The 22,155-nt window shown below is 75.2% G+C and carries 18 protein-coding genes and 2 pseudogenes; 14 read left to right on the forward strand and 6 right to left on the reverse strand.

Annotated features, from left to right (window positions below; all coding sequences use genetic code 11):
* Positions 1 to 20: 20 nt before the first annotated feature.
* Complete coding sequence (locus tag ACFY3U_RS23250) at positions 21 to 1,160, reverse strand: glutamate--cysteine ligase (RefSeq protein ID WP_387205349.1); 1,140 nt, start codon at positions 1,158 to 1,160, stop codon at positions 21 to 23.
* Between the two features lie 192 nt (positions 1,161 to 1,352).
* Between ACFY3U_RS23250 and lysX the strand changes: the two genes are divergently transcribed.
* The 5 genes from lysX (at position 1,353) to ACFY3U_RS23275 (ending at position 7,472) form a co-directional block, all read left to right on the forward strand.
* The gene (gene lysX, locus ACFY3U_RS23255; protein ID WP_387205284.1) at positions 1,353 to 4,694 is read left to right on the forward strand and encodes a bifunctional lysylphosphatidylglycerol synthetase/lysine--tRNA ligase LysX; all 3,342 of its coding nucleotides are present in this window, start codon (positions 1,353 to 1,355) and stop codon (positions 4,692 to 4,694) included.
* Positions 4,691 to 5,380, forward strand: coding sequence for a DUF998 domain-containing protein (locus ACFY3U_RS23260; RefSeq protein ID WP_387205286.1), 690 nt, complete (start codon positions 4,691 to 4,693; stop codon positions 5,378 to 5,380). The genes lysX and ACFY3U_RS23260 overlap by 4 nt, the downstream gene beginning before the upstream one ends.
* Positions 5,377 to 6,303, forward strand: coding sequence for an alpha/beta fold hydrolase (locus ACFY3U_RS23265; protein WP_387205288.1), 927 nt, complete (start codon positions 5,377 to 5,379; stop codon positions 6,301 to 6,303). The genes ACFY3U_RS23260 and ACFY3U_RS23265 overlap by 4 nt, the downstream gene beginning before the upstream one ends.
* Before the next feature lie 10 nt (positions 6,304 to 6,313).
* The gene (locus ACFY3U_RS23270; protein WP_387205290.1) at positions 6,314 to 6,628 is read left to right on the forward strand and encodes a DUF6412 domain-containing protein; all 315 of its coding nucleotides are present in this window, start codon (positions 6,314 to 6,316) and stop codon (positions 6,626 to 6,628) included.
* Positions 6,629 to 6,716: 88 nt separating this feature from the next.
* A complete protein-coding gene (locus ACFY3U_RS23275) occupies positions 6,717 to 7,472 on the forward strand; it encodes a YidC/Oxa1 family membrane protein insertase (RefSeq protein WP_387205292.1) in 756 nt (251 codons plus the stop codon).
* Between the two features lie 37 nt (positions 7,473 to 7,509).
* Here ACFY3U_RS23275 and ACFY3U_RS23280 read toward each other — a convergent pair whose 3' ends face one another.
* Both ACFY3U_RS23280 and ACFY3U_RS23285 read right to left on the reverse strand, forming a co-directional pair.
* A complete protein-coding gene (locus ACFY3U_RS23280; RefSeq protein WP_387205294.1) occupies positions 7,510 to 8,181 on the reverse strand; it encodes a DedA family protein in 672 nt (223 codons plus the stop codon).
* A gap of 94 nt (positions 8,182 to 8,275) precedes the next feature.
* Positions 8,276 to 8,884 (reverse strand): DUF1349 domain-containing protein, encoded by a 609-nt coding sequence (locus tag ACFY3U_RS23285; protein WP_387205296.1) that lies wholly within the window; start codon positions 8,882 to 8,884, stop codon positions 8,276 to 8,278.
* A gap of 86 nt (positions 8,885 to 8,970) precedes the next feature.
* Between ACFY3U_RS23285 and ACFY3U_RS23290 the strand changes: the two genes are divergently transcribed.
* On the forward strand, positions 8,971 to 10,623 hold the full coding sequence (locus ACFY3U_RS23290) for an alpha-amylase family protein (RefSeq protein ID WP_387205298.1): 1,653 nt from the start codon (positions 8,971 to 8,973) through the stop codon (positions 10,621 to 10,623).
* Positions 10,624 to 10,724: 101 nt separating this feature from the next.
* Positions 10,725 to 11,483: a 3-oxoacyl-ACP reductase FabG gene (gene fabG / locus ACFY3U_RS23295; protein WP_387205300.1), complete on the forward strand. Its 759-nt coding sequence runs from the start codon at positions 10,725 to 10,727 to the stop codon at positions 11,481 to 11,483.
* Here the strand turns inward: fabG and ACFY3U_RS23300 are convergent.
* Both ACFY3U_RS23300 and ACFY3U_RS23305 read right to left on the reverse strand, forming a co-directional pair.
* Positions 11,456 to 11,942: pseudogene (locus ACFY3U_RS23300) on the reverse strand (hypothetical protein). The gene fabG and the pseudogene ACFY3U_RS23300 sit on opposite strands and share 28 nt — an antisense overlap.
* Positions 11,935 to 12,330 carry a hypothetical protein gene (locus ACFY3U_RS23305; protein ID WP_387205302.1) on the reverse strand — a complete coding sequence of 132 codons (396 nt, stop codon included), beginning with the start codon at positions 12,328 to 12,330 and terminating at the stop codon, positions 11,935 to 11,937. The pseudogene ACFY3U_RS23300 and the gene ACFY3U_RS23305 overlap by 8 nt, the downstream one beginning before the upstream one ends.
* A gap of 175 nt (positions 12,331 to 12,505) precedes the next feature.
* On the opposite strand from ACFY3U_RS23305, the gene ACFY3U_RS23310 reads away from it, so the two are divergent.
* The 7 genes and pseudogenes from ACFY3U_RS23310 (at position 12,506) to ACFY3U_RS23340 (ending at position 19,947) form a co-directional block, all read left to right on the forward strand.
* Positions 12,506 to 13,405: a Gfo/Idh/MocA family protein gene (locus tag ACFY3U_RS23310; protein ID WP_387205303.1), complete on the forward strand. Its 900-nt coding sequence runs from the start codon at positions 12,506 to 12,508 to the stop codon at positions 13,403 to 13,405.
* 480 nt (positions 13,406 to 13,885) lie between these two features.
* Positions 13,886 to 14,677, forward strand: a pseudogene (gene erm, locus ACFY3U_RS23315) (ErmE/ErmH/ErmO/ErmR family 23S rRNA (adenine(2058)-N(6))-methyltransferase); the annotation flags it as partial.
* A 115-nt stretch (positions 14,678 to 14,792) separates the two neighbouring features.
* Entirely contained in the window at positions 14,793 to 15,428 is a 636-nt protein-coding gene (sigK, locus tag ACFY3U_RS23320) for an ECF RNA polymerase sigma factor SigK (RefSeq protein WP_387205305.1), read from the forward strand.
* A complete protein-coding gene (locus tag ACFY3U_RS23325; protein ID WP_387205306.1) occupies positions 15,425 to 16,165 on the forward strand; it encodes an anti-sigma factor domain-containing protein in 741 nt (246 codons plus the stop codon). The genes sigK and ACFY3U_RS23325 overlap by 4 nt, the downstream gene beginning before the upstream one ends.
* A gap of 94 nt (positions 16,166 to 16,259) precedes the next feature.
* Positions 16,260 to 16,904 carry a fasciclin domain-containing protein gene (locus ACFY3U_RS23330; RefSeq protein WP_387205308.1) on the forward strand — a complete coding sequence of 215 codons (645 nt, stop codon included), beginning with the start codon at positions 16,260 to 16,262 and terminating at the stop codon, positions 16,902 to 16,904.
* A gap of 36 nt (positions 16,905 to 16,940) precedes the next feature.
* On the forward strand, positions 16,941 to 18,620 hold the full coding sequence (locus tag ACFY3U_RS23335; RefSeq protein ID WP_387205310.1) for a molybdopterin-dependent oxidoreductase: 1,680 nt from the start codon (positions 16,941 to 16,943) through the stop codon (positions 18,618 to 18,620).
* 70 nt (positions 18,621 to 18,690) lie between these two features.
* A complete protein-coding gene (locus ACFY3U_RS23340; protein WP_387205312.1) occupies positions 18,691 to 19,947 on the forward strand; it encodes an erythromycin esterase family protein in 1,257 nt (418 codons plus the stop codon).
* A 22-nt stretch (positions 19,948 to 19,969) separates the two neighbouring features.
* Here the strand turns inward: ACFY3U_RS23340 and ACFY3U_RS23345 are convergent, their stop codons facing one another.
* Positions 19,970 to 22,153 carry an MMPL family transporter gene (locus tag ACFY3U_RS23345; protein ID WP_387205314.1) on the reverse strand — a complete coding sequence of 728 codons (2,184 nt, stop codon included), beginning with the start codon at positions 22,151 to 22,153 and terminating at the stop codon, positions 19,970 to 19,972.
* Positions 22,154 to 22,155 lie beyond the last annotated feature (2 nt).

A 22,155-nucleotide genomic window follows, 5' to 3' on the forward strand; every position in this document is an offset into this window, starting at 1 on the left:
ACCACTCTGCCACGGAATGATCAGCCACGGGTCTGCCGTGCGACGTCGTCCACCACGTCCCGCAGCCGGCCGGTACGGGCGAACACGGCGCGCTGCCGGGCCGCCCCGGTGCCGTGCCGGCGCAGCCCGTCCAGCAGGGTGGTCACCTCGGCCAGGTCGCCGTGCTCGGCCAGCGCCGGGCTGACCCGCTCGACCAGCCGGTCCAGCAGCTCCCAGGCCGGCCGCAGCTCGCCGTTGGACAGGTCGACGCCCTCGCCCTCCAGCCCGTCGTGGGCGGCCCGCCAGTGCGCCGCGACCAGCAGGTGGTGGTCGGTGTTCACCGCCGGCCGACCGTCGGCGATGTCGGTCATCGCGGTCGCCACCAGCGCCCGGACCAGGGCGGCGACCAGCACCGTGTCGTCCAGCGACGGACAGACGTCGCCGATCCGGATCTCCACCGTCGGGTAGCGCGCGGACAGCCGGGCGTACCAGTACAGCATCCCCTCGTCCAGCATCACGCCGCTGGCGATCAGCTGCCGGATCAGCCGGCCGTAGTGCTCGTACGACTCCAGCCACGGCACCGGCGCCACCGACGGCCAGCGCTCCCACTCGACCGAGCGCCAGCTGGCGTACCCGGTGTCGACGCCCTGGGAGAACGGTGAGTTGGCGGTCGCCGCGTGCAGCACCGGCAGCCAGGGCCGGACGTGGTTGAGCACCTGCACGCCGGTGTCCGGGTCGGGCACCCCGACGTGCACGTGCATGCCGTTGTTGCCGGGGCCGGGCACCAGCAGCCGGAACCGCTCGATCATCCGGTCGAAGCGGGGCTTGTCGACCACCGGCGGGACCGGGCCGTCCACCGGGCCGGTGCCGATCGCGAGCAGTCGTACGCCGGCCCGCTCGGCGGCGTCGGCCAGCGCGGCGCGCAGCACGCCCAGCGAGTGCCGGATCGAGCTCAGCTCCAGCCCGGGCGGGCTGCCGATCTCGATCTGGCTGGTCTGGAACTCGCGCTCCACCTGACCGCGCAGCTCGGCCGGCACCTGCTCCAGCACCAGGTCCACCGCCGGCACCGCCCTGCCGGTGTGCGGGTCGACCAGGAGGAACTCCTCCTCCACCCCCACCGTGCGCAGGTCGACGCCGGCCTCGGCCGTACCCGTCTCCCACGCCGCCAGCCCGCCGGCCATCGCCACCACCGTCCCGTCCATGCCGGTCGCGGCGGATCCACCCCGCCACGGTGTCGACCCGGCCATTACCCAGTGTGTCCGCCCGGAGAAACCCGACACGTCCGGACACACCGGCGGATGCTTACGATGGCTCGGGTCGCGCACCCCGACGGGTGCGTCGGGCCGTCCGTACGGGCAGGTGAGGGAGGTCGGGTGACGGCGACGCGCTCGATGGTGACGGTGAGACGGCACGGCGACGCCGGTCGGCCCGCGCCCGACTGGCGCCGGCAGGTGCCGCGGGCGTTCGCGACCCTGCTCTGGGCGATCGCCGTGATCTGCGGGCTGGCCGCGCTCAGCAGCGCGGTCCGGGCCGAGTTCCAGCCGGTCCGGACGACCATCGACACGCTGCTGCTGCCCGCGCCGGCCAACCTGGCGTACGCGGTCTTCCTCGGCACCCTCGCCTCGGCGGTGCTGCGGCGCAAGCGGCTGGCGTACTGGGTGCTGGTCGTCTACTTCACGCTCAGCCTGGTGGTCGGCGCGCTGGCCGCCGTGCTGCTGGTGACCGTCGGCGCGGAGCGGCTCACCGACGACGCCGGCCGGCGGATCTTCAACCTGATCGAGACGGTCGGCGTCTGGGTCGGCATCGCGTTCGCCGCCGGCGCGCTGGCGCTGCTGCTGGCCGCCCGGCGGGAGTTCTACGCCCGGGTCCGCAGCGGCAGCACCCGCCGCGCGCTGGGGGTCTTCTTCGGGCTGGCGGCGGCCGCCGTGGCGGTCGGGTACCTGCTGCTCACCGCCGTGCCGGGCAGCCTGCGGACCTGGCTGGACCGGCTCGGGTACGCCATCGAGAAGGTCTTCGGCGGCGCGATCACCCTGGACCTCACCCGGCAGGGGCAGGCGCCCGGCTGGGTGAACCTGCTGCTCGGCGCGATGGGCGCGGCGGCCTTCCTGGCCGGCCTCGCCACCCTGCTGCGCTCGCAGCGGGCCGCCGCCGTGCTGCACCCGGAGGAGGAGCAGCGCATCCGCGCCCTGCTGGCCCGGTACGGGGAGCGGGACTCGCTCGGCTACTTCGCCACCCGGCGGGACAAGGCGGCGATCTTCTCGGCCAGCGGCAAGGCGGCCATCACCTACCGGGTGGTCAACGGCGTCAGCCTGGCCAGCGGCGACCCGGTCGGCGACCCGGAGGCGTGGGCGCCGGCCATCCGCGCCTGGCTGGACCAGGCGCGGGAGTACGCCTGGACCCCGGCGGTGATGGGGGCGAGCGAGGCCGGCGCGCGGGCCTACCACCGGCACGGGCTGAAGGTGCTGCACCTGGGCGACGAGGCGATCCTGGTGGCCGGCGAGTTCGACCTGGACGGGCGGGACATGCGCCCGGTCCGGCAGGCGGTGCACCGGGTGGAGCGGGCCGGGTACGCGACCCGGATCCGCCGGCACGCCGAGCTGTCGCCGCAGGAACTGGCGGACCTCGCCGCGCTGGCCACCGGCTGGCGGGACACCGAGTACGAGCGCGGCTTCTCGATGGCGCTGGGCCGGCTCGGCGACCCGGCCGACGGCGACTGCGTGCTGGTCGAGGCGTACGACGCCGACGGCCGGGTGCGGGCGCTGCTGTCGCTCAGCCCGTGGGGCACGGACGGGCTGTCGCTGGACCTGATGCGCCGGGACCGGACGGCCGACAACGGGGTCACCGAGTTCATGGTGGCGGCGCTGCTGCAGGCCGCGCCCCGGCTCGGGGTGGCCCGGGTGTCGTTGAACTTCGCGGTGTTCCGGTCGGTCTTCGAGCAGGGCGCCCGGATCGGCGCCGGCCCGGTGATCCGGCTGTGGCGGCACACCCTGCTGTTCTTCTCCCGCTGGTGGCAGTTGGAGTCGCTGTACCTGTCCAACGCGAAGTACCAGCCGCACTGGACGCCCCGCTATCTCTGCTTCGGCGAGCGCCGGGAGCTGGCCCGGGTGGGGCTCGCCGCGGCTGTCGCCGAGGGCTTCCTGGCGCTGCCCGGTGGCCGTCCGGCGCCGCTCTACGGGGTGCCGCCGGCCGGCGGCGGGGTGGGCTTCGTGCCGCCGGACGCCGGCACCGTGCACGCGGTCACCCCGGAGGCGACCCCGGAACACCTGCCGGAGCAGATGCGGGTCCGGCTGGCGAAGCTGGACCGGCTGCGGGACGCCGGCGTCGAGCCGTACCCGGTGGGTTATCCGCGGACGGACAGCTGCGCGGACGTGCGGGCCCGGCACGGCGGCCTGGCGCCGGACACCGGCACCGGGGAGACCGTCGCGGTGGCCGGGCGGGTGCTTCGGGTGCGCGACCTGGGCGGGGTCTGCTTCGCCACCGTCCGGGACGCCAGCGGTGACCTCCAGCTGATGCTGGAGCACGACCTGGACCGGTGGCGGGCCGCCGTCGACATCGGCGACCACGTCGGCGCGACCGGCGAGGTGTACGCCACCCGGCGCGGTGAGGTGTCGGTGCGGGTGCGCGACTGGCAGCTCACCGCCAAGTGCCTGCGGCCGCTGCCCGACAAGCACCACGGTCTGGCCGACCCCGAGGCCCGGGTCCGGCAGCGCTACCTGGACCTGGCGGTGAACCCCGAGGCCCGGCAGCTGCTGCGCGCCCGCGGGGCGACCCTGCACAGCCTGCGCGGGTCGCTGGCCGACCAGGACTTCCTCGAGGTGGAGACGCCGATCCTGCAGCGGGTGCACGGCGGCGCCAACGCCCGCCCGTTCGTCACCCACATCAACGCGTACGACCTGCGGTTGTCGCTGCGCATCGCCCCGGAGCTGTATCTCAAGCGGCTCGCCGTGGGCGGGATCGAGCGGGTGTACGAGCTGGGCCGGGCGTTCCGCAACGAGGGCGTCGACCACAGCCACAACCCGGAGTTCACCGTGCTGGAGGCGTACCAGGCGTACGCCGACTACCACGACATGCGCCGGCTGGCCCGGGAGCTGATCGTCGCCGCCGCGGTGGCGGTGCACGGGTCACCGGTGGCCCGCCGGCCCGACGGCAGGATGGTGGACATCGGCGGCGAGTGGCCGGCCCGGACGGTGAACGAGGCGGTCTCCGCCGCGCTGGGCGAGGAGGTCACCGCCGACACCGAGGTGGCCACGTTGCGCAAGCTGTGCGACGGCGCCCGGGTGCCGTACGACCCGCGCTGGGGTCGCGGCGCGGTGCTGCTGGAGCTGTACGAGCGGCTGGTCGAGGCGCGGACCGAGGAGCCCACCTTCTACCTGGACTTCCCGACCGAGGTGTCGCCGCTGACCCGGCAGCACCGGGACGACCCGCGGCTGGCGGAACGGTGGGACCTGGTCGCGTTCGGGATGGAGCTGGGCACCGCGTACACCGAGCTGGTCGATCCGACCGAGCAGCGCCGCCGGCTCACCGAGCAGTCGTTGCAGGCGGCCGGGGGTGACCCGGAGGCGATGCAGCTCGACGAGGACTTCCTCACCGCGCTGGAGTACGCGATGCCGCCCACCGGCGGCCTCGGTTTGGGGGTGGACCGGCTGGTGATGCTGCTGACCGGGCGGTCGATCCGGGAGACGCTCCCGTTCCCGCTGGTGCGGGAGTCGTCGTGAGCCCGGGCCGGGCGGTCCGGGCGCTGGCCACGGCGGCGTTCGCGCTGGCCGCGCTGCTCTACGCGTCCTGGCTGCTCGGCCCGGTGCTCAACCCGCCGCTGGGCCTCACCAACGGGTACGCCAGTGAGCTGGCCGCCCGGGACCAGCCGTGGCACCTGCTGTTCGGGTTGGGCGACGTGGTGGCCGGGGCGCTCACCGTGGTCGCCGGCCTGTTCCTGGCCCGCCGCGCGCGGGGCGCCACCCGGCTGGCCTGGCTGGCGGCGGTGGTCTTCGGCGCGGCTACCGTGTTCGACGGCGGTCTCACCTCAATGGACTGCTCGCCGTCGACCGATCCGCGCTGTGCCCGGCTGGAGCAGCTGGGCGGCCTGTCCTGGCGGCACGAGGCGCACTCGATCAGCTCGGCGGCGGCGGTGGCCGGCGGGGTGGTGTCGATGATCGCGCTGCTACCCGCGCTGCGGGCGGCGGGGCTGCGCCGTTGGGCGATCGCGGTGCTGGTGCTGTTGCTGATCGGCACGGCGATCACGCTGTGGGAGGCGGTTCACCCGGACGACGCGCTCGGCGCCTGCCAGCGGGTCCAGCTGGTCGGCCTCTCCGGCTGGCTGCTGCTCGCCGCGGCGGTCGCCGCCCGGACGCACGACCCGGCCCGGCGCGCCGTCCCGGCCGGCGCCCGGCACGACACCGGATGACCACCTCGTCCGGCGGCGCCCGGGATGCCGACCGGGCCGTCGGTCCGCGCGGGGACGGTGCTGGGCCCGACCCCGTGCCGGTGCTGCTCTGCGCGGGGATGGCCGAGGGGGCGGCGAGCTGGGACGCGCTGGTGCCGCTGCTGGCCGGCCGGCACCGGATCGCCCGGCTGGACCGTCCCGGGCTGGGCGTGGTGCCGGACGACGGGCGGGTGCCGACGCTGGCCGGCGAGGCGGCCCGGATCGGCGCGCTGGTCGAGGAGCTGGGCCGGCCGGTGCTGGTGGCCCACTCGGCGGCGGCGCTGCCGGCCGAGGCGTACGCCCGCCGGCACCCGGAACGGCTGGCCGGGCTGGTGCTGGTCGACCCGAGCCTGGTCGACCCCGCCCCGGCCGGGGCGGACGCGCCGGCCCCGGGTCCGACGCTCGCGGGCGTACGGCGGGCACACGCGGAACGGGCGGCGGCCCGGCTGGCCCGGCTGCTGGTGGCGGTCGCGCCGACCCTGGGCGCCGCCGCGGACCGGGCCGGGCTGGCCGGTCGGCTGGGGCCGTGGGTGTGGCGCCGGGCGGTACGCCGGATGAGCGTCCGCCCGCCGCAGCCGGAACGCGCCGCGCCGTACCGGTCCGGGTCGGTGCTGCTGCGGGTGCTGGTGGAGTTGTTGGCGTACCCGGGCATGGCGGCGGACCTGGTGGCGCTGCGCGCGGCGACCGGGCCGCCGCCGCTGCCGGTGGTGGTGCTCACCGCGCTGGGCGACCTGCCCACCGCCCGGGGGCGGGCGGCGTGGCGGGCCGGGCACGCCCGGCTGGCGGCGAGCTTCCCGAACGGCCGGCAGGAGGTGCTGCGGGACGCCCGGCACCTGCTGCCCGGCGACCGCCCGGAGGTGGTGGCCGCCGCCGTTGCCGCCCTGGGGCGTGACACCGGGTCCTAGTCTGGTGGCCGTGCCGGGTTCGCTGCTGGTGACGGGTCTGTGGGCGTACGCGCTCACCGGCCTGACGCTGCTCGGCCAGCACCCCGCCGACCTGCTCGCCGGCGCGGCGGCGGTGGCCGCGCTGCTGCTCACCACGCTGCTCGCGGTGCGGGCCGGCGCGGTCCGGCCGGGTGCGCCGCGGGTCGGGCGGCGGGCCGTGGCGCTGCGGGCCCGGGCCCGTGGTCGGCGGGTGCCCCGCCAGGTCGATCCGGACGCGGCCGGCCGGCCGCGTCCGCGCGCGCCGGGCCGCCGTCCCCCGGTCGGGTGGCGCCCGGTCGCGGGCTGAGCCCGCGCGCCCGTCGCCCGGCCGGTTCCGTCGTCATCCGTCCCGCCGGTCTGCGCGGGACGTCCGGAACCGGACCGAGGGGTTCACCATGCTCTCCTTCTCACCCGTGCACGACGCGGTCGGCGCGGCCGGCGCCGTCGTCGGCTGGCTCTCCGACGCGCTCGGCCCGCTCTCCGGCGGCGCTGCCACCGCCGCCGCGATCGTCCTGTTCACCATGGCCGTCCGCCTGCTCATCTCGCCGCTCACCGCGGCCCAGGTCCGCGGCGAGCGGCGCCGCGCGGCGCTCGCCCCCGACGTCCGCGAGCTGCAGCGGCGGTACGCCGACGACCCGGCCCGGCTGCAGTCCGAGCTGTTCGGCCTCTACCGCCGGGCCGGGGCGAACCCGGTCGCCGGCTGCCTGCCGGCGCTGCTGCAGGCGCCGTTCTTCCTGGTCATGTACCGGCTCTTCGCCACCGGCGACGGCGCCGGCGGGCTGCTCGACGAGCGGCTGGCCGGGGTGCCGCTGGGCTGGCACCTGGGCGACGGGCTGACCGGCGGCGTGCTGCTGGTGTTCGGCGTGCTGCTGGCCGCGCTGGCCGGGCTGGCGTTCGTGCAGTCCCGCCGGGCCCGCCGGGTGGCGGCCGAGACCGGTACGGTGGCCGGCGCGCCGACGCAGGGCCCGGGCGCGGCGACGCTGGGCCGGCTGATCCCGCTGCTGCCGTTCAGCACGCTGCTGATCGCGCTGGTGGTGCCGCTGGCGGCGGTGCTCTACCTGGTCACCACCACCGCCTGGACCACCCTGGAGCAGCTGGTGCTGCGCCGGCGGATCCTGGAGCCGGCGGCCGCGGCGGCCGACGGCAGGTGAGCGGGCGCGCGGCGCGACCGACCCGCGGCCCCGGCCCTCAGTGGTCGCTCGGCACCGGCGTCCGGTCGCGCCGCGCGCGCCGCTTGCGCACCTTCTTCAGCACCCAGCTCCCGATCATGAACGCGAAGACCGCGAAGATCGCGTAGTTGAACCAGTTGCTGTACTGCTCCACCTGCTGCCACCGGCTGCCCAGCACATAGCCCAGGCCGACGATCAGCGTGTTCCACACCCCACTGCCCAGCGTGGTGAGCAGCACGAACTCGCCCAGCGGCATGCGGTTGGCGCCGGCCGGCACGGAGACGAGGCTACGCACCACCGGCACCACCCGGCCGATCAGCACCGCCCACCGGCCGTGCCGCTCGAACCAGCGGTCGGCCTGCTCCAGGTCGTCCCGGTCGACCAGCGGGATGTGGTCGAGCCAGCGCTTCAGCCGCTCCTCGCCGAGCGCCGCGCCCAGCCAGTAGAGCACCAGGGCGCCGACCAGCGAGCCGACCGTGGCGGCCAGCACGATCACCACCACGTTGAACCGGCCCTCGGCGGACAGGTACCCGGCCAGCGCCAGCACGATCTCGCTGGGGATCGGCGGGACGATGCTCTCCAGGGCCACCAGCAGGGCCACCCCGACGGCGCCGAGCGAGTCGATGACGCTCGCCACCCAGCCGGTCAGACCGCTGAACTGGTGCGGGTCGACGTTCTGGGCGAGTGCCATGGGCGTCCTTCCGAGGGGAGCCGGGGGATTTCCGGGTCGTACCCCGGGCACCGGCGCTCACACCTGCGGGTGACCGGCCGCACTGATCGTCGGCTCAGCTCGCCGGGTGCAGCTCGCGGTCCGCCGGGCCCCGCCGCCAGCCGGTGAACCGGACGGTCAGCCCGCCCCGGGTGGGTGAGCAGCAGAACGGCCCGGCGAGCGCCTCGGCGTCGGGTGCGAGCGGGGCCAGCCGGACCAGCCGCCACGGCTCGTCCGCCACCCGGGCCCGTACGGTCACCGCGTCGCCGTCCCGGCTGACCCGCACGGTGACCTCCCGCCCGGCCCACTCCGGCACCGGGGCGACCGACCAGTCGGAGACCTCCCGGGTGACCACCGCGCCGAGCTGCGGGGCGCCGTCGCTGACCTCCACGCCCGCCTTGACCCAACTCCGCTCGTCCACCCGCACCAGCACGCCGGCCTGGTCGAACTGGGCGTGGTAGTCCAGCCGGAAGCTCACCTCCACGGCGGCGCCGCCGGGCAGCGGCGCGAGCAGCGCCGGGCCGTCGTCGTGCACGAAGCCGTAGCTGGTGTGCCGCCAGAAGTCGCTCTCCGCCGCCGGCTCGACCAGCAGGTGACCCTCGGCGGTGCGCTCGGCCCGCACCGGCTCGCGCAGCCACGTCCCGGCCGTCCAGTCCACGTCCCGCAGTTCGGTCCCGGTGTCCATGTCCGGCACGGTACCGCCCCGGTCGTCGCCCCGGTGCCGGCCGGCCGGCGTTTGCCGCGTCGGCCGATCGGAGACATAAGGCCGGCATGGGTGACAGGTGGTATTCCGAGGCGGTCGTCTACTGCCTCGACGTCGACACGTACGTGGACTCGGACGGCGACGGGGTCGGTGACTTCCGTGGCCTGATCGGCCGGCTGGACTACCTCGCGCGGCTGGGGGTGACCTGCCTCTGGCTCAACCCGATCCACCCGTCGCCGAACAAGGACGACGGGTACGACGCCACCGACTTCTACAACGTCGACCCGCGCTTCGGCACCCTGGGCGACTTCGCGGAGCTGCTGCACCAGGCGCAGAACCGGGGCATCCGGGTGATCATCGACCTGGTGGTCAACCACACCTCCGACCAGCACCCGTGGTTCCAGTCCGCCCGGTCGTCGCCCGACTCGCCGTACCGTGACTGGTACGTCTGGGCCGACCACGAGCCGGCGGACCGGCACCAGGGCATGGTCTTCCCGGGCGAGCAGAACGAGACCTGGAGCTACGACCGCACCGCCAAGGCCTGGTACTACCACCGGTTCTACAAGTTCCAGCCGGACCTGAACATCGAGAACCCGAAGGTGCGCGAGGAGATCAAGAAGATCACCTCGTTCTGGCTGCAGCTCGGCGTCTCCGGCTTCCGGATGGACGCGGTGCCGTTCATCATCGAGCAGACCGAGCCCGGCAACCCCAACTCGCCCAAGGACTTCGACTTCCTCACCGACCTGCGCCAGCACGTGCAGTGGCGGCGCGGCGACGCGGTCCTGCTGGCCGAGGCGAACGTCGAGCCGGACCAGCTGCCGGTCTACTTCGGCGACGACGGCGGCTCGGGCAACCGGATCCACATGCTGTTCGACTTCATGCTCAACGGCCGGCTGATGCTCGCGCTGGCCCGGGAGGACCCGGAGACGATCATCGAGGCGCTGCGGGACACCCCGAAGCTGCCCACCGGCGGTCAGTGGGCGACCTTCCTGCGCAACCACGACGAGATCGACCTGTCCCGGCTCACCGCCGACCAGCGCAACGACGTGCTGGCGAAGTTCGGCCCGGACGAGAACATGCAGCTCTACGGCCGGGGCATCCGCCGCCGGCTGGCCCCGATGCTCGGCAACGACCGGCGACACATCGAGCTGGCGTACGCCCTGCAGTTCTCGCTGCGCGGCACTCCGGTGCTGCGCTACGGCGAGGAGATCGGGATGGGCGAGGACCTGTCGCTCGACGGGCGGGACGCGATCCGTACCCCGATGCAGTGGTCGTACCAGGCCAACGGCGGTTTCTCCACGGCCGAGCCGGAGAAGCTGGTCCGCCCGGTGATCGACAAGGGTGACTACGCGTACGACAAGGTGAACGTCACCGCCCAGCGCAAGGACCCGCGGTCGCTGCTCGGCTGGTTCGAGCGGATGATCCGGACGCTGCGCGAGGCGCCGGAGATCGGCTCGGGCACCACCACCCACATCGACGTGCCGATGCCGGCCGGCGTGCTGGCGCACCGGGCGGACGGTCCCACCGGGTCGATGGTCTTCCTGCACAACCTCGGCACCGAGGACGTGGAGATCGACCTGAGCACCCTGCAGGGCGAGGCGGACCTGCCGATAGACGTCCTCTCCGACCGCAACTACGACGAGGTCGGCAAGCTCGACCGGCTCAAGCTCGCCGGCCACGGCTACCGCTGGATCCGCCTCTGCCGCAGCTGGTCGGCCTGACCGACGCGTTCGATGGCCCGGCACCGTCGATCGGTGCCGGGCCATCGCGCGTACGCCTGGGTTAGGGTGCATCGATCGGCGGAAGTTACTGGGAGGTAAGCATGTCGCAGGAGCAGCGGGTCGCGATCGTGACCGGGGCGGCGCGGGGGATCGGGGCGGCCACCGCGCGACGGTTGGCGGCCGACGGGATGACCGTCGCGGTGGTCGACATCGACCAGGCGGCGACCAAGGAGACCGTGGACGCGATCGCCGCGGCCGGCGGGCGGGCGCTCGGGGTGGGCGCGGACGTGTCCGACCGCGACCAGGTGGCGGCGGCCGTCGAGCGGGTCGCCACCGAGCTGGGCGCGCCGACCGTGCTGGTCAACAACGCCGGTGTGCTGCGGGACAACCTGCTGTTCAAGATGTCGGACGCCGACTGGGACACGGTCATGGGCGTGCACCTGCGCGGCGCGTTCCTGTTCAGCCAGGCCGCCCAGAAGCACATGGTGTACCGCAAGTGGGGGCGGATCGTCAACCTGTCCAGCACCTCGGCGCTGGGCAACCGGGGGCAGGCGAACTACTCCGCCGCCAAGGCCGGCCTGCAGGGCTTCACCAAGACCCTCGCCGTCGAGCTGGGCCCGTTCGGCGTCACCGTGAACGCGGTCGCGCCGGGCTTCATCGTCACCGACATGACCGCCGCCACCGCCGCCCGGATGAAGGTCGACTTCGACGACCTGCAGAAGCACGCCGCGGCCGAGATCCCGGTCCGCCGCCCCGGCCGCCCGGAGGACGTCGCGCACACCATCTCGTTCCTGGCCAGCGAGGGCGCGTCGTTCGTCTCCGGTCAGGTCATCTACGTCGCCGGCGGCCCGAAGGACTGACCCACTGGCAGCGTCCCGTCCCGCGTCGCCGCGGGACGGGACGGGTCAGCGGTCGTCGGAGCGGGTCCGCCACAGCCAGTAGAGGCCCAGCATCGGCAGCACCAGCGGGATGTAGCCGTACCCGCTGCCGAAGCCGGACCAGACCGTCTCGTCCGGAAAGAGCTCCCGGTCGGCCAGGCTGAGCACGCCGACCGCGACCACCCCGACCAGCTCCACCGAGCAGCAGGCCAGCGCGACCCGCCGGCCGGCGTGCCCGGCCCGGGCCAGCCCGACCGCGGCCACGATGTAGATCAGCGCCGCCACCGCCGAGAGCAGGTACGCCACCGGGGCCTCGCCGAACTTCGTGGCGATCTGCAGCCCGGCCCGTGAGGTGGCGGCGATCGCGAACAGGATGTAGACCGCGATCAGCAGTCGGCCGGGGCCGGAGTTGGTGCGCCGCGGCGCCCGGGTCTCAACCACCGAGGACCTCCCAGGTCTGCTGCAGCCGGACCACGACCACCGGGGTGACCAGGCAGACCGCGCAGACGATCGCCGAGCCCCACCGGGTCGGCTCCATCTTCGCCAGCACCCACGCCAGCGGCGGCAGGCAGACCAGCGTCACCAGGTAGCCGAAGAAGGCGCCGGGCTCACCCGGCCGGTCACCGCCGCCGACCGCCACCAGCGCCACCACGGCCAGCGCGAGCAGCGTGGCCTCCAGCACCGCCAGGCCGACGAACTGGGTACGGTCCGGCGGCCGGTGGCGCACCGCGGCCACCAGCGCCCACAGCGCGAGTACGAGCGACAGCACGATCGCCGCCGTCGGCAGCAGCCCGTCCACCGGCGAGCCGGCCCCGGCCGCGCTGGTCATCGGGGGCATCCGAGCGGAGTTCCGGTCACCGGCACAGCCTACTAACCGGCGTAGTACTCACCGTCGTCCCGGTCGGCGCGTCGGGTCGCCCCGCGCCCGCGCCGACCTGGCCGGAGGGCTAGCGTGGATCTCGGCCCCGGCGTCGCCGGGGCCGACGACGACACCGGGGGTACTCGTGTTGCGGTTCGGCTTGTTCGGCACCGGTCACTGGGCGGCGGAGACGCACGGCGCCGCGCTCGACGCGCACCCGCGCGCGCAGCTGGCCGGGGTCTGGGGACGCAACCCGGAGAAGGCCGCCGCGCTGGCCCAGAAGCTCGGGGTGCCGGCGTTCGACGACGTCGACGCGCTGCTGGACGCCTGCGACGCGGTCGCCGTGGCGCTGCCGCCGGACGTGCAGGCCGACATCGCCGTGCGGGCCGCCACCGCCGGGCGGCACCTGCTGCTGGACAAGCCGTTGGCGCTCGACGTGGCGGCGGCCGACCGGGTGGTGGCCGCGGCGCAGTCGGCCGGCGTCGCCTCGGTGGTCTTCTTCACCCAGCGCTTCCTGCCCAACATCACCGGCTTCCTCGCCGCCACCGCCGCGGCCGGCGGCTGGCAGCACGCCCGGGCGACCATGTTCGCCTCGATCTACCAGCCCGGCAACCCGTACGGCGACTCGCAGTGGCGCAAGGAGCACGGCGCGCTGTGGGACATCGGCCCGCACGCCCTGTCGGTCATCCTGCCGGTGCTCGGCGCGGTCACCCGGGTGGCCGCGATGGACGGCCCGAGCGGCCTGGTCCACCTGCTGCTCACCCACGACGGCGGTGCCACCAGCACGCTCTCGCTCACCCTGGACGCGCCGTCCGAGGCGATGACCCGCGACTTCGTCTTCTTCGGCGAGAACGGCACCGAGATCGTCCCGCCGGGCGACGGCAGCGCGCTGACCGCGTTCGGTACGGCGATCGACCAGCTGCTGGAGGAGGTCGCGTCCGGCGCCCGGGACCACCGGTGCGACGTGCGCTTCGGCCGTGAGGTGGTCGCCGTCCTGGCCGCCGCCGAGACCGCCCGCACCGAGGGCCGCACGGTCACCCTCTGAGCCGTCGCGGTTCGATAATCCGTCGCGGGTCGGCAGGCGTCCGGCTAGCCTGGCGGCATGATCACGCATGCCCTGATCGAGGCGGCCGTCACGCCGGCCGCCCGGGGCCCGCTCCTGGCGTCCCGTCCGCGAGTCCGGCGTCCGGCCCTGGCCGGCCGGGACGCCCCGCGCGCCTGACCTGACCATCCACCCACGCCGGCCGCCCGCCGGCCGTGGGTCGGACCTGCACGCCACCGCCGCGCCCGTGGGCGCAGAGCGGCTCTGCCGCCGCGCCGATGAGCGCAGAGCGGCGGGTCAGGCGCGCACCACCGTCGCGCCCGTGGGCGCAGAACGGCACTGCCGTGTCGGTGGGCGCAGAGCGCCGTCGCGTTCCCATGCCGATCTTCCAGGGTCGTCCGAACCCCGATCCGCTCGGACAGGCCCCGCCGTGCGCCGCCTGTCCGTACCCGTCGCCGACCGGCGACAGACAGGACGATCCCCGTGGCGCCCCGCCGACCCCGCACCACCGCACGCGACCGGTCCCGTCGCGTACTGTCCCAGAACTTCCTCGCCGACCCGGCCGCCGTCACCCGGCTGGTCCGCGCGGCCCGGCCCGGGCCGGACGACCTGCTGCTGGAGGTGGGCGCCGGGCGCGGGCAGCTGACCCGGCCGCTGGCCGCCCGGTGCGGCCGGCTGATCGCGTACGAGGTGGACCCGGCCGTCACCGCCGAGCTGGCCGCGGTCTGCGCCGCCCTGCCGCACGTCGAGCACCGGCAGGCCGACTTCCTGGCCGCCCCCGCGCCGGACGAGCCGTTCGCGGTGGCCGGCAACATCCCCTGGTCGCTGACCGCCGCCGTGGTCCGCTGGTGCCTGGCCGCGCCCCGGCTGCGCGCGGCCACCCTGCTCACCCAGCTGGAGTACGCCCGCAAGCGCACCGGTGACCACGGCCGGTGGAGCCGGCTGACCGTGCTGAGCTGGCCGGAGCACCACTGGCGGCTGGCCGGCCGGGTGCCCCGCACCGCGTTCCGCCCGGTGCCCGCCGTCGACGGGGGCATCCTGCGGATCGAGCGCCGGCCGGTGCCGCTGCTGCCCCCGTCGGCGCTGCCCGCGTACCGGCGGATGGTGGAGCTGGGGTTCGGCGGCGCCGGCGGGTCGGTCGCGGCCTCACTGCGGGCGGCCCATCCCCGGGGCCGGGTGGACGGCGCGCTGCGGGCGGCGCGGGTCGACCCGGCGACGCCGGTCGGCCTGGTCTGGCCGGAGCAGTGGCTGGTGCTGTTCCGGCTGCTGCACGCCGTCGACCCGGGCGCCGGCGGGTCGCCGGGCCGATCGGTTTCGGACCCATCCGCAGCGGGCGCGGCGTCGAATGCCTACCGTTCTGGCATGCGGAGCGGACGGAAGGCGAGACCGGATGGGCGACATCGCGGATGACTCCACGGCACCGCCGGGGGGCGGGCCGCGGCTGCGCGCGGTCCCGGACGTCCCGCCCGAGCCCCGGGCGGAGACCGACGGCCTGCTGCGCGCGGTGGCGCGCGGCGACGAGGCGGCCTTCGAGCGGTTGTACGGGATCGTCGCGCCCCGGGTGTACGGGCTGGTCCGCCGGGTGCTCCGCGACCCGGCCCAGGCCGAGGAGGTGACCCAGGAGGTGCTGGTCGAGGTGTGGCGGACCGCCGCCCGCTTCGACCCGGCCCGGGGCTCCGCCACCGCCTGGATCTTCACCGTGGCGCACCGGCGGGCGGTGGACCGGGTCCGGTCCGAGCAGGCCGGCGCGGAACGGGTCCGCCGGGTCGCGGCCGGTTCCGCCGAGACCCCGTACGACGAGGTGGCCGAGGAGGCGGCGGCGCGGCTGGAACGCCAGCAGGTGCGCCGCTGCCTCACCGAGCTGACCGAGGTGCAGCGGGAGGCGATCACGCTGGCCTACTACGGCGGGCACAGCTACCGGGAGGTCGCCGGGCTGCTGGACACCGCGCTGCCGACGATCAAGACCCGGATGCGCGACGGCCTGATCCGGCTGCGCGACTGCCTCGGAGTGGAGCTGGGCCGATGACCGACATCCACGCGCTGGCCGGCGCGTACGTGCTCGACGCGGTCGACGACGTCGAGCGGGCCGCCTTCCAGCGCCACCTGGCCGGCTGCGAGACCTGCGCGACGGAGGTGGCCGAGCTGCGCGAGGCGGCCGCCCGGCTCGCCGACCCGACCTGGTCGGTGCCCCCGCCGCGGCTGCGCGACGCGGTGCTGGCGGAGATCCGGCGTACCCCGCAGGAGCGGCCGGGACGCCCGGCGGCCCGGGACGGCCGCGGGCCCGCCGGGCGGTGGCGCCGGTGGACGGCCGCCGCGGCCGCCGCCGTGGTGCTGGCCGGTGGCGCCGGCACGGCCGGCTGGCTGGCCCAGGAGCAGCGGGTACGCGACGCGCGCACCGAGGCCGGCGCGGCCCGGGACGAGGCGACCCGGTTCCGGGCGGTGCTCGCCGCCCCGGACGCCGTGGTGCGCACCGGCGCCACGCCCGACGGCGGCCGGGTCACCGTGGTGGTCTCCGCCGCCCGCGACGAGGGGGTGGCCCTGCTCGACGGGCTGGCCGCACCCGGCGCCGGGCGGGCCTACCAGCTCTGGCTGATCGACGGCGGCACGGCCACCTCGGCGGCGGTGCTGCCGGCCGGCCGGGGCGCGGCCACCGTGCCGCTCGACGGGGTGCGCGGCAAGGGCGTCTTCGGGGTGACCGAGGAGCCGGCGGGTGGCTCGCGACGGCCGACCATGACGCCGTTGCTGAAGCTGACCCTGACCTGATCGTACTTTTTCCCGATCCGGACCCATCCGTTAGGCCGGGGGCGCCGAATCCCGTGCAGACAGAGTTCTCCACCGTCTGAAAGGGATTATCCCGATGCGCCCCATGAAGCTCACCGCCGTCGCCCTCGCCGCCACCGTCAGCCTCGGCCTCGCCGCCTGCGGCGGGGACACCGAGGAGACCGGCGCCGCCGCCCCGGCGACCAGCGCCCCGGCGGCGGCCACCAGCGCGCCGATGGCCAGCAGCGCCCCGGCGATGGCCGACGGCCAGTTCGGGCCGGGCTGCGCGGCCGTGCCGACCGACGCGTCGAACCCGGGCAGCTTCGCGGCGATGGCGAAGGTCCCGGTGGCCACCGCCGCCTCCGGCAACCCGCTGCTGAGCACCCTGGTCACCGCGGTCAAGAAGGCCAACCTGGTCGACTCGCTGAACACCGCGCCGGCGGTGACCGTCTTCGCCCCCACCAACGACGCCTTCGGCAAGCTGCCCAAGGCCAACCTGGACAAGGTGCTCGCCGACAAGAAGATGCTCACCGACGTGCTGACCTACCACGTGGTGCCGGGCAAGCTCACCCCCGAGCAGCTGGCCGGCACGCACAAGACCCTGCAGGGCGGCGAGCTGACCGTGGCCGGCAGCGGCACCGAGTTCACCGTGAACGGCGCTTCGATGGTGGTCTGCGGCAACGTGCAGACCGCCAACGCGACCGTCTACATCGTCGACTCCGTGCTGATGCCGAAGTCCTGACCGGGAGCCGGACGAGCCGTGGAGGGGAGGTCGATCGTGCGTCGGGTTCTGGTACCGGCCGGGTCGGGGCTGCTGGTCGCCGCCGCCGGGGTGGCGCTCGCGGAGCTGCTCGCCACGGCCGTCCGGCCGCAGGCGGCGCCGCTGGTGGCGGTGGGCGGCGCCGTGGTGGACGGGGCGCCGACCCCGGTGAAGGAGTTCGCGGTCCGCACCTTCGGCACGTACGACAAGCCGTTGCTGCTGGCCGGGATCGGCCTGGCGCTGGCACTGCTGGCGGCGACCACCGGGGTGCTCGCCCGCCGTCGCCCGGCCCTCGGCCCGCTCGGGCCGGCGGTGCTCGGGGTGGTCGGCGCGGCGGCGGCCCTGACCAGGCCGGACGCCCGGCCGGTGGACGCCGTGCCGGCGCTGGCCGGGGCGGTCGCGGCGGCGGCGCTGCTGCGCTTCGTCCCGCTGCCCGGGATCACCGCGCCGCCCGATGGGCTGGTGCCCGCGGCGCCGGCGCCCGGTGACGACGGCCCAGCCGCCTCGTCCGCCGGCCGGCCCGAGCGGACCGAGCCTGGCCGGGCCGAACCTGATCGATCCGAATCCGGCCAGGCCGAACCTGGTCAGGCCGAGCCCGACCGAGCCCGGCCCGGTCGGGCCGTGGCCGGCAGGCGCCGGGTCGGGCCGAGCCGGCGGGAGCTGGTCCGGGACGCGGTGGCGGTGGCGGCCGGGACCGTGCTGGCCGGGGCCGGTGCGGTGACGCTGCGCGGCTCCGCGGTCCGGGACGCGGCCCGGTCCCGGGCGACGGTACGGCTGCCCGCCCCGACGAACCCGGCGAAGCCGCTGCCACCCGGGGCGGCGGCCGGTTTCCACACCCGCAACGCCGACTTCTACCGGGTGGACACCGCGCTGACCGTGCCCCGGCTGGACGTCGACGCCTGGCGGCTACGCCTGCACGGCCTGGTGGACCGTCCGGTGGAGCTGGACTTCCGGGACCTGCTCGATCGGGGCCTGATCGAGCGGGACGTCACGCTCAGCTGCGTCTCCGGCGAGGTCGGCGGCCCGTACGTGGGTACCGCCCGCTGGCTGGGCGCGCCGCTGGCGCCGCTGCTGCGGCAGGCCGGGGTGCGGGCCGGCGCCGACCAGCTGGTGGCCCGCTCGCAGGACGGGATGACCATCGGCACCCCGCTGGCCACCCTGCTCGACGGCCGGGACGCGATGCTCGCGGTCGGCATGAACGGCGAGCCGCTGCCGTTCACCCACGGCTTCCCGGTGCGGATGCTCACCCCCGGGGTGTACGGGTACGCCGGCTCCTGCAAGTGGCTGGTGGAGCTGGAGGTGTCCACCTTCGACGCGTTCGACGCGTACTGGGTGCGGCGCGGTTGGGCGCGGGAGGCGCCGGTGAAGACGGCGTCCCGGATCGACCGTCCGGCGCCGTTCGCCCGGTTGGCCGCCGGAACGGTGACGGTGGCCGGAGTGGCCTGGGCGACGCACCGGGGGATCGCCACCGTGGAGGTCTCGGTGGACGACGGCCCCTGGCAGCGGGCCGAGCTGCTGCCCACCGCCTCGGCCGACACCTGGGTCCAGTGGCGGTACGCCTGGCGGGCCCTCCCGGGCGGGCACAGCCTGCGGGTACGCGCCACCGACGGCACCGGCGCGGTGCAGCCGCAGCAGCGCCGCCCACCGTTCCCGGACGGCGCCACCGGCTGGCACACCGTCAGCGTCACGGTCTCCTGAGCACGCCACCGTCTCCGCTGGTCGGGGCCGGCCGCCGGTTTGCCCCGCGGGTCGCCGGGTAGCCGCTCGCATGCGGGTTCAGCGGCTCGGCACGCCGAGCGACTTCGATCCGGTGCTGGAGCGCGTGGCGGACGCCCGGGTGGTCATGATCGGCGAGGCGACCCACGGCAGCTACGACTACTACCGGCTGCGGGAACAGCTCACCCGGCGGTTGATCGCCGAACAGGGCTTCGACTTCGTGGCGGTGGAGGGGGACTGGCCGGACTGCGACCGGGTGCACCGGTCGGTGGTGGGCGCTCCGGGCGGCGACGCCGACCCGCGTGCCGCGCTGGAACGGTTCGACCGCTGGCCCACCTGGATGTGGGCGAACGCCGAGGTGGACCGCTTCTGCCACTGGTTGCGGGCGTGGAACCTGGACCGCCCGGAGGGGGAGCGGGCCGGCTTCCACGGGCTGGACGTCTACAGCCTGTGGGAGTCGATGCAGGCCATCTTCGACTACCTGGGCGAGGAGGATCCGCGCTCGCTGGAGGCGGCGCAGGACGCGTACCGGTGCTTCGAGCCGTACGGCAAACGGGTGGAGGAGTACGGCGCGGCCAGCCGGTTCGTCTCGGCGCGCTGCGAGGAGGAAGTGGTGCGGCTGCTGGCGCGTACCCGGGAACACGCCCTGGCGGACGGCCCGGCGGCCTTCTCGGCCTGGCAGAACGCGGAGGTGGTGGCCGGCGCGGAGCGCTACTACCGGGCGATGGTCCGGGGCGGGCCGGAGTCCTGGAACGTGCGGGACGTGCACATGGCCGACACTCTCGACCGGCTGCTGGAGCGCTACGGCCCCGAGGCGCGCGGGATCGTCTGGGCGCACAACACCCACGTGGGGGACGCCCGGGCCACCGACATGGCGGCCGACGGGATGGTGAACCTCGGCCAGCTGGGCCGGGAGCGGCTGGGCGCCGACGCGGTCGCGCTGATCGGCTTCGGCAGCTACCGGGGGACGGTGGTGGCCGCGCCGCGCTGGGGCTCGCCGTCGGAGGTGATGACGGTGCCCCCGGCCCGGGAGGGCTCGATGGAGCGGCGCATGCACGAGCTGCTGCCGGAGCGGGCCGTGCTGGTCTTCGGCGGGCCCGACCAGCCGGAGTGGCTGACCGCCCCGGCCGACCACCGGGCGATCGGGGTGGTCTACGACCCGACGTTCGAGTCCTGGGGCAACTACGTGCCGACCCGGCTGACCGACCGGTACGACGCGTTCGTCTGGTGCGACGAGACGACCGCGCTGCATCCGCTGCCCGCGCTGTCGTCCTTCGGTGAGCTGGAGACCTACCCGGCCGGCGTGTGACCGGCCGGGCAGGTCGTCGCGGTCAGACCCCGGCGTGCTGCCGGTCCAGGTGGGCGCGCAGCCCCTCGCCCTCGATGTCCACGTTGGGCAGGGCCCGGCCCAGCCAGCGGGGCAGCCACCAGGCGGCCCGGTCGAGCAGCGACATCACCGCCGGGACGATGGTCATCCGGACCACGAAGGCGTCGATGGCGACGCCGACCGCGAGCGCGAAGCCCATCGACTTGATCACCGGGTCGTCGAGGAAGACGAAGCCGCCGAAGACCGAGATCATGATCAGCGCCGCGGCCGTGACCACCCGGGCGCCGTGCCCCATCCCGCTGATCGTGGCCTCCCGCGCGGTCTCACCGTGCACGAAGTCCTCCCGCATCCGGGAGACCAGGAAGACCTCGTAGTCCATGGCCAGCCCGAACAGGATGCCGATCAGCAGGATCGGCAGGAAGCTGATCAGCGGCCCCGGGGTGTCCAGGCCGACCAGGTCGGCGAGGTGGCCCTGCTGGAACACCGCGACGGTGATGCCGAAGGTGGCGGCCACCGTGAGCAGGAAGCCCAGCGCGGCCTTGACCGGCACCAGGATCGACCGGAACACCAGCATCAGCAGCAGGATCGACAGGCCGACCACGAGCAGCAGGTAGACCGGCAGCGCGTCGGAGAGCTTCTCCGACACGTCGATGCCGATCGCGGTGACCCCGGTCAGCAGCACCTGGGCGCCGCCGATCCGCTCGACGTTGTCGCGGATGTCGTGCACCAGCGTCTCGGTGGCCGCGTCGGTCGGCCCGGTCTTCGGGATGACGCCGACCAGCGCGGTCCGCCCGGTGGGGTCGAACTGCGGCGGCGCCACCGCGAGCACGCCGTCGGTGCGCTGGATCAGCGCGGTCACCTGCGGCACGGCGGCGGCGGTGGCCTGCGGCGAGTCGGAGCTGACCACCGCGGTGAGCCGGCCGGTGAAGCCGCGGCCGAAGCCCTCCTGGATCAGGTCGTTGCTGACCCGGGCCGGGCTGCCCTCGGCGGCGGTGCCGGCGTCCGGCAGGGCCAGCCGCATGTCCTGCGCGGGCAGGGCGAGCAGCCCGAGGCCGAGCAGGCCGACCAGGATGACCGGGATCCGCAGCCGGGTGACCCAGCGGGCCCAGCGGAACCCGAACCGGGTGCGGTCCTCCGGGGCGACGTCGTCGCTCTCCCCGACGGCCCGGTCGACGCCCCGCAGCTTGCGCGGCAGCACCTTGCGGCCGGCGAAGCCGAGCAGCGCCGGGGCCAGGGTGATCGCGACCAGCACGGCCACGGTGACGGTCCCGGCTGCGGCCAGACCCATCACGGTGAGGAACGGGATGTCCACCACGGCCAGGCCGGCCAGCGCGATCACCACGGTGGCGCCGGCGAAGACCACGGCCGAACCGGCGGTGCCGACGGCCCGGCCGACGGCCTCCTCGGGGCTCAGCCCGTCGAGCAGGTTCTGCCGGTGCCGGGAGGTGATGAACAGCGAGTAGTCGATGCCGACCGCCAGGCCGAGCATCAGCGCGAGGATGGGCGCGGTGCTGGTCAGCTCGACCGCGCCGCTGAGCGCGAACAGGCCGGCCATGCCGACGCCCACGCCGATCAGCGCGTTCAGCATGGTCATCCCGGCCGCGACCAGCGAGCCGAAGGTGACGACCAGGACGATCGCCGCGACCACCACGCCGAGCGCCTCGGTGGAGCCGACCTCGGGCTCCGAGTTGAGCACCTCACCGCCGGGCGCGACCTGCCAGCCCTGCGCCTCGGCCGCCGCGCCGACCTTCTCGTACGCCGCCCGCTGCTCGTCGGTGACGCTGTCCGCCCGGGTGGCGAACTGCACCTGGACCAGGCCGTACCGGCCGTTCGGGGTGAGCGCCTTGACCTGGTACGGGTCGACCGCGCCGACCACGCCGGGCAGTTTCGTGGCCTCCTGCACGACGCCCTTTACCACCGCCTGCCCGGCCGGGGTGAGCAGCTGGCCGTCGGCGGGCGCCTTGATCGCGATGGTGCCGGTGGCGCCGCTGGCCGCCGGGAACCGGTCCCGCAGCAGGTCGATGGCCTGCTGCGACTCGGTGCCCGGCATGGTGAAGTCGCTGGCGGTGGGGCCGCGCAGGGTGGCCGCGGCGATGCCGAGGCCGACGAGTACGACGAGCCACACGGCGACGACGAGTCGCCGGCGGCGCAGGGAGGCCCGGCCGAGCCGGTACAGCAGGGTCGCCATCA

The sequence above is a fragment of the Micromonospora sp. NPDC000089 genome, assembly GCF_042899365.1.
Classification (GTDB): Bacteria; Actinomycetota; Actinomycetes; order Mycobacteriales; family Micromonosporaceae; genus Micromonospora.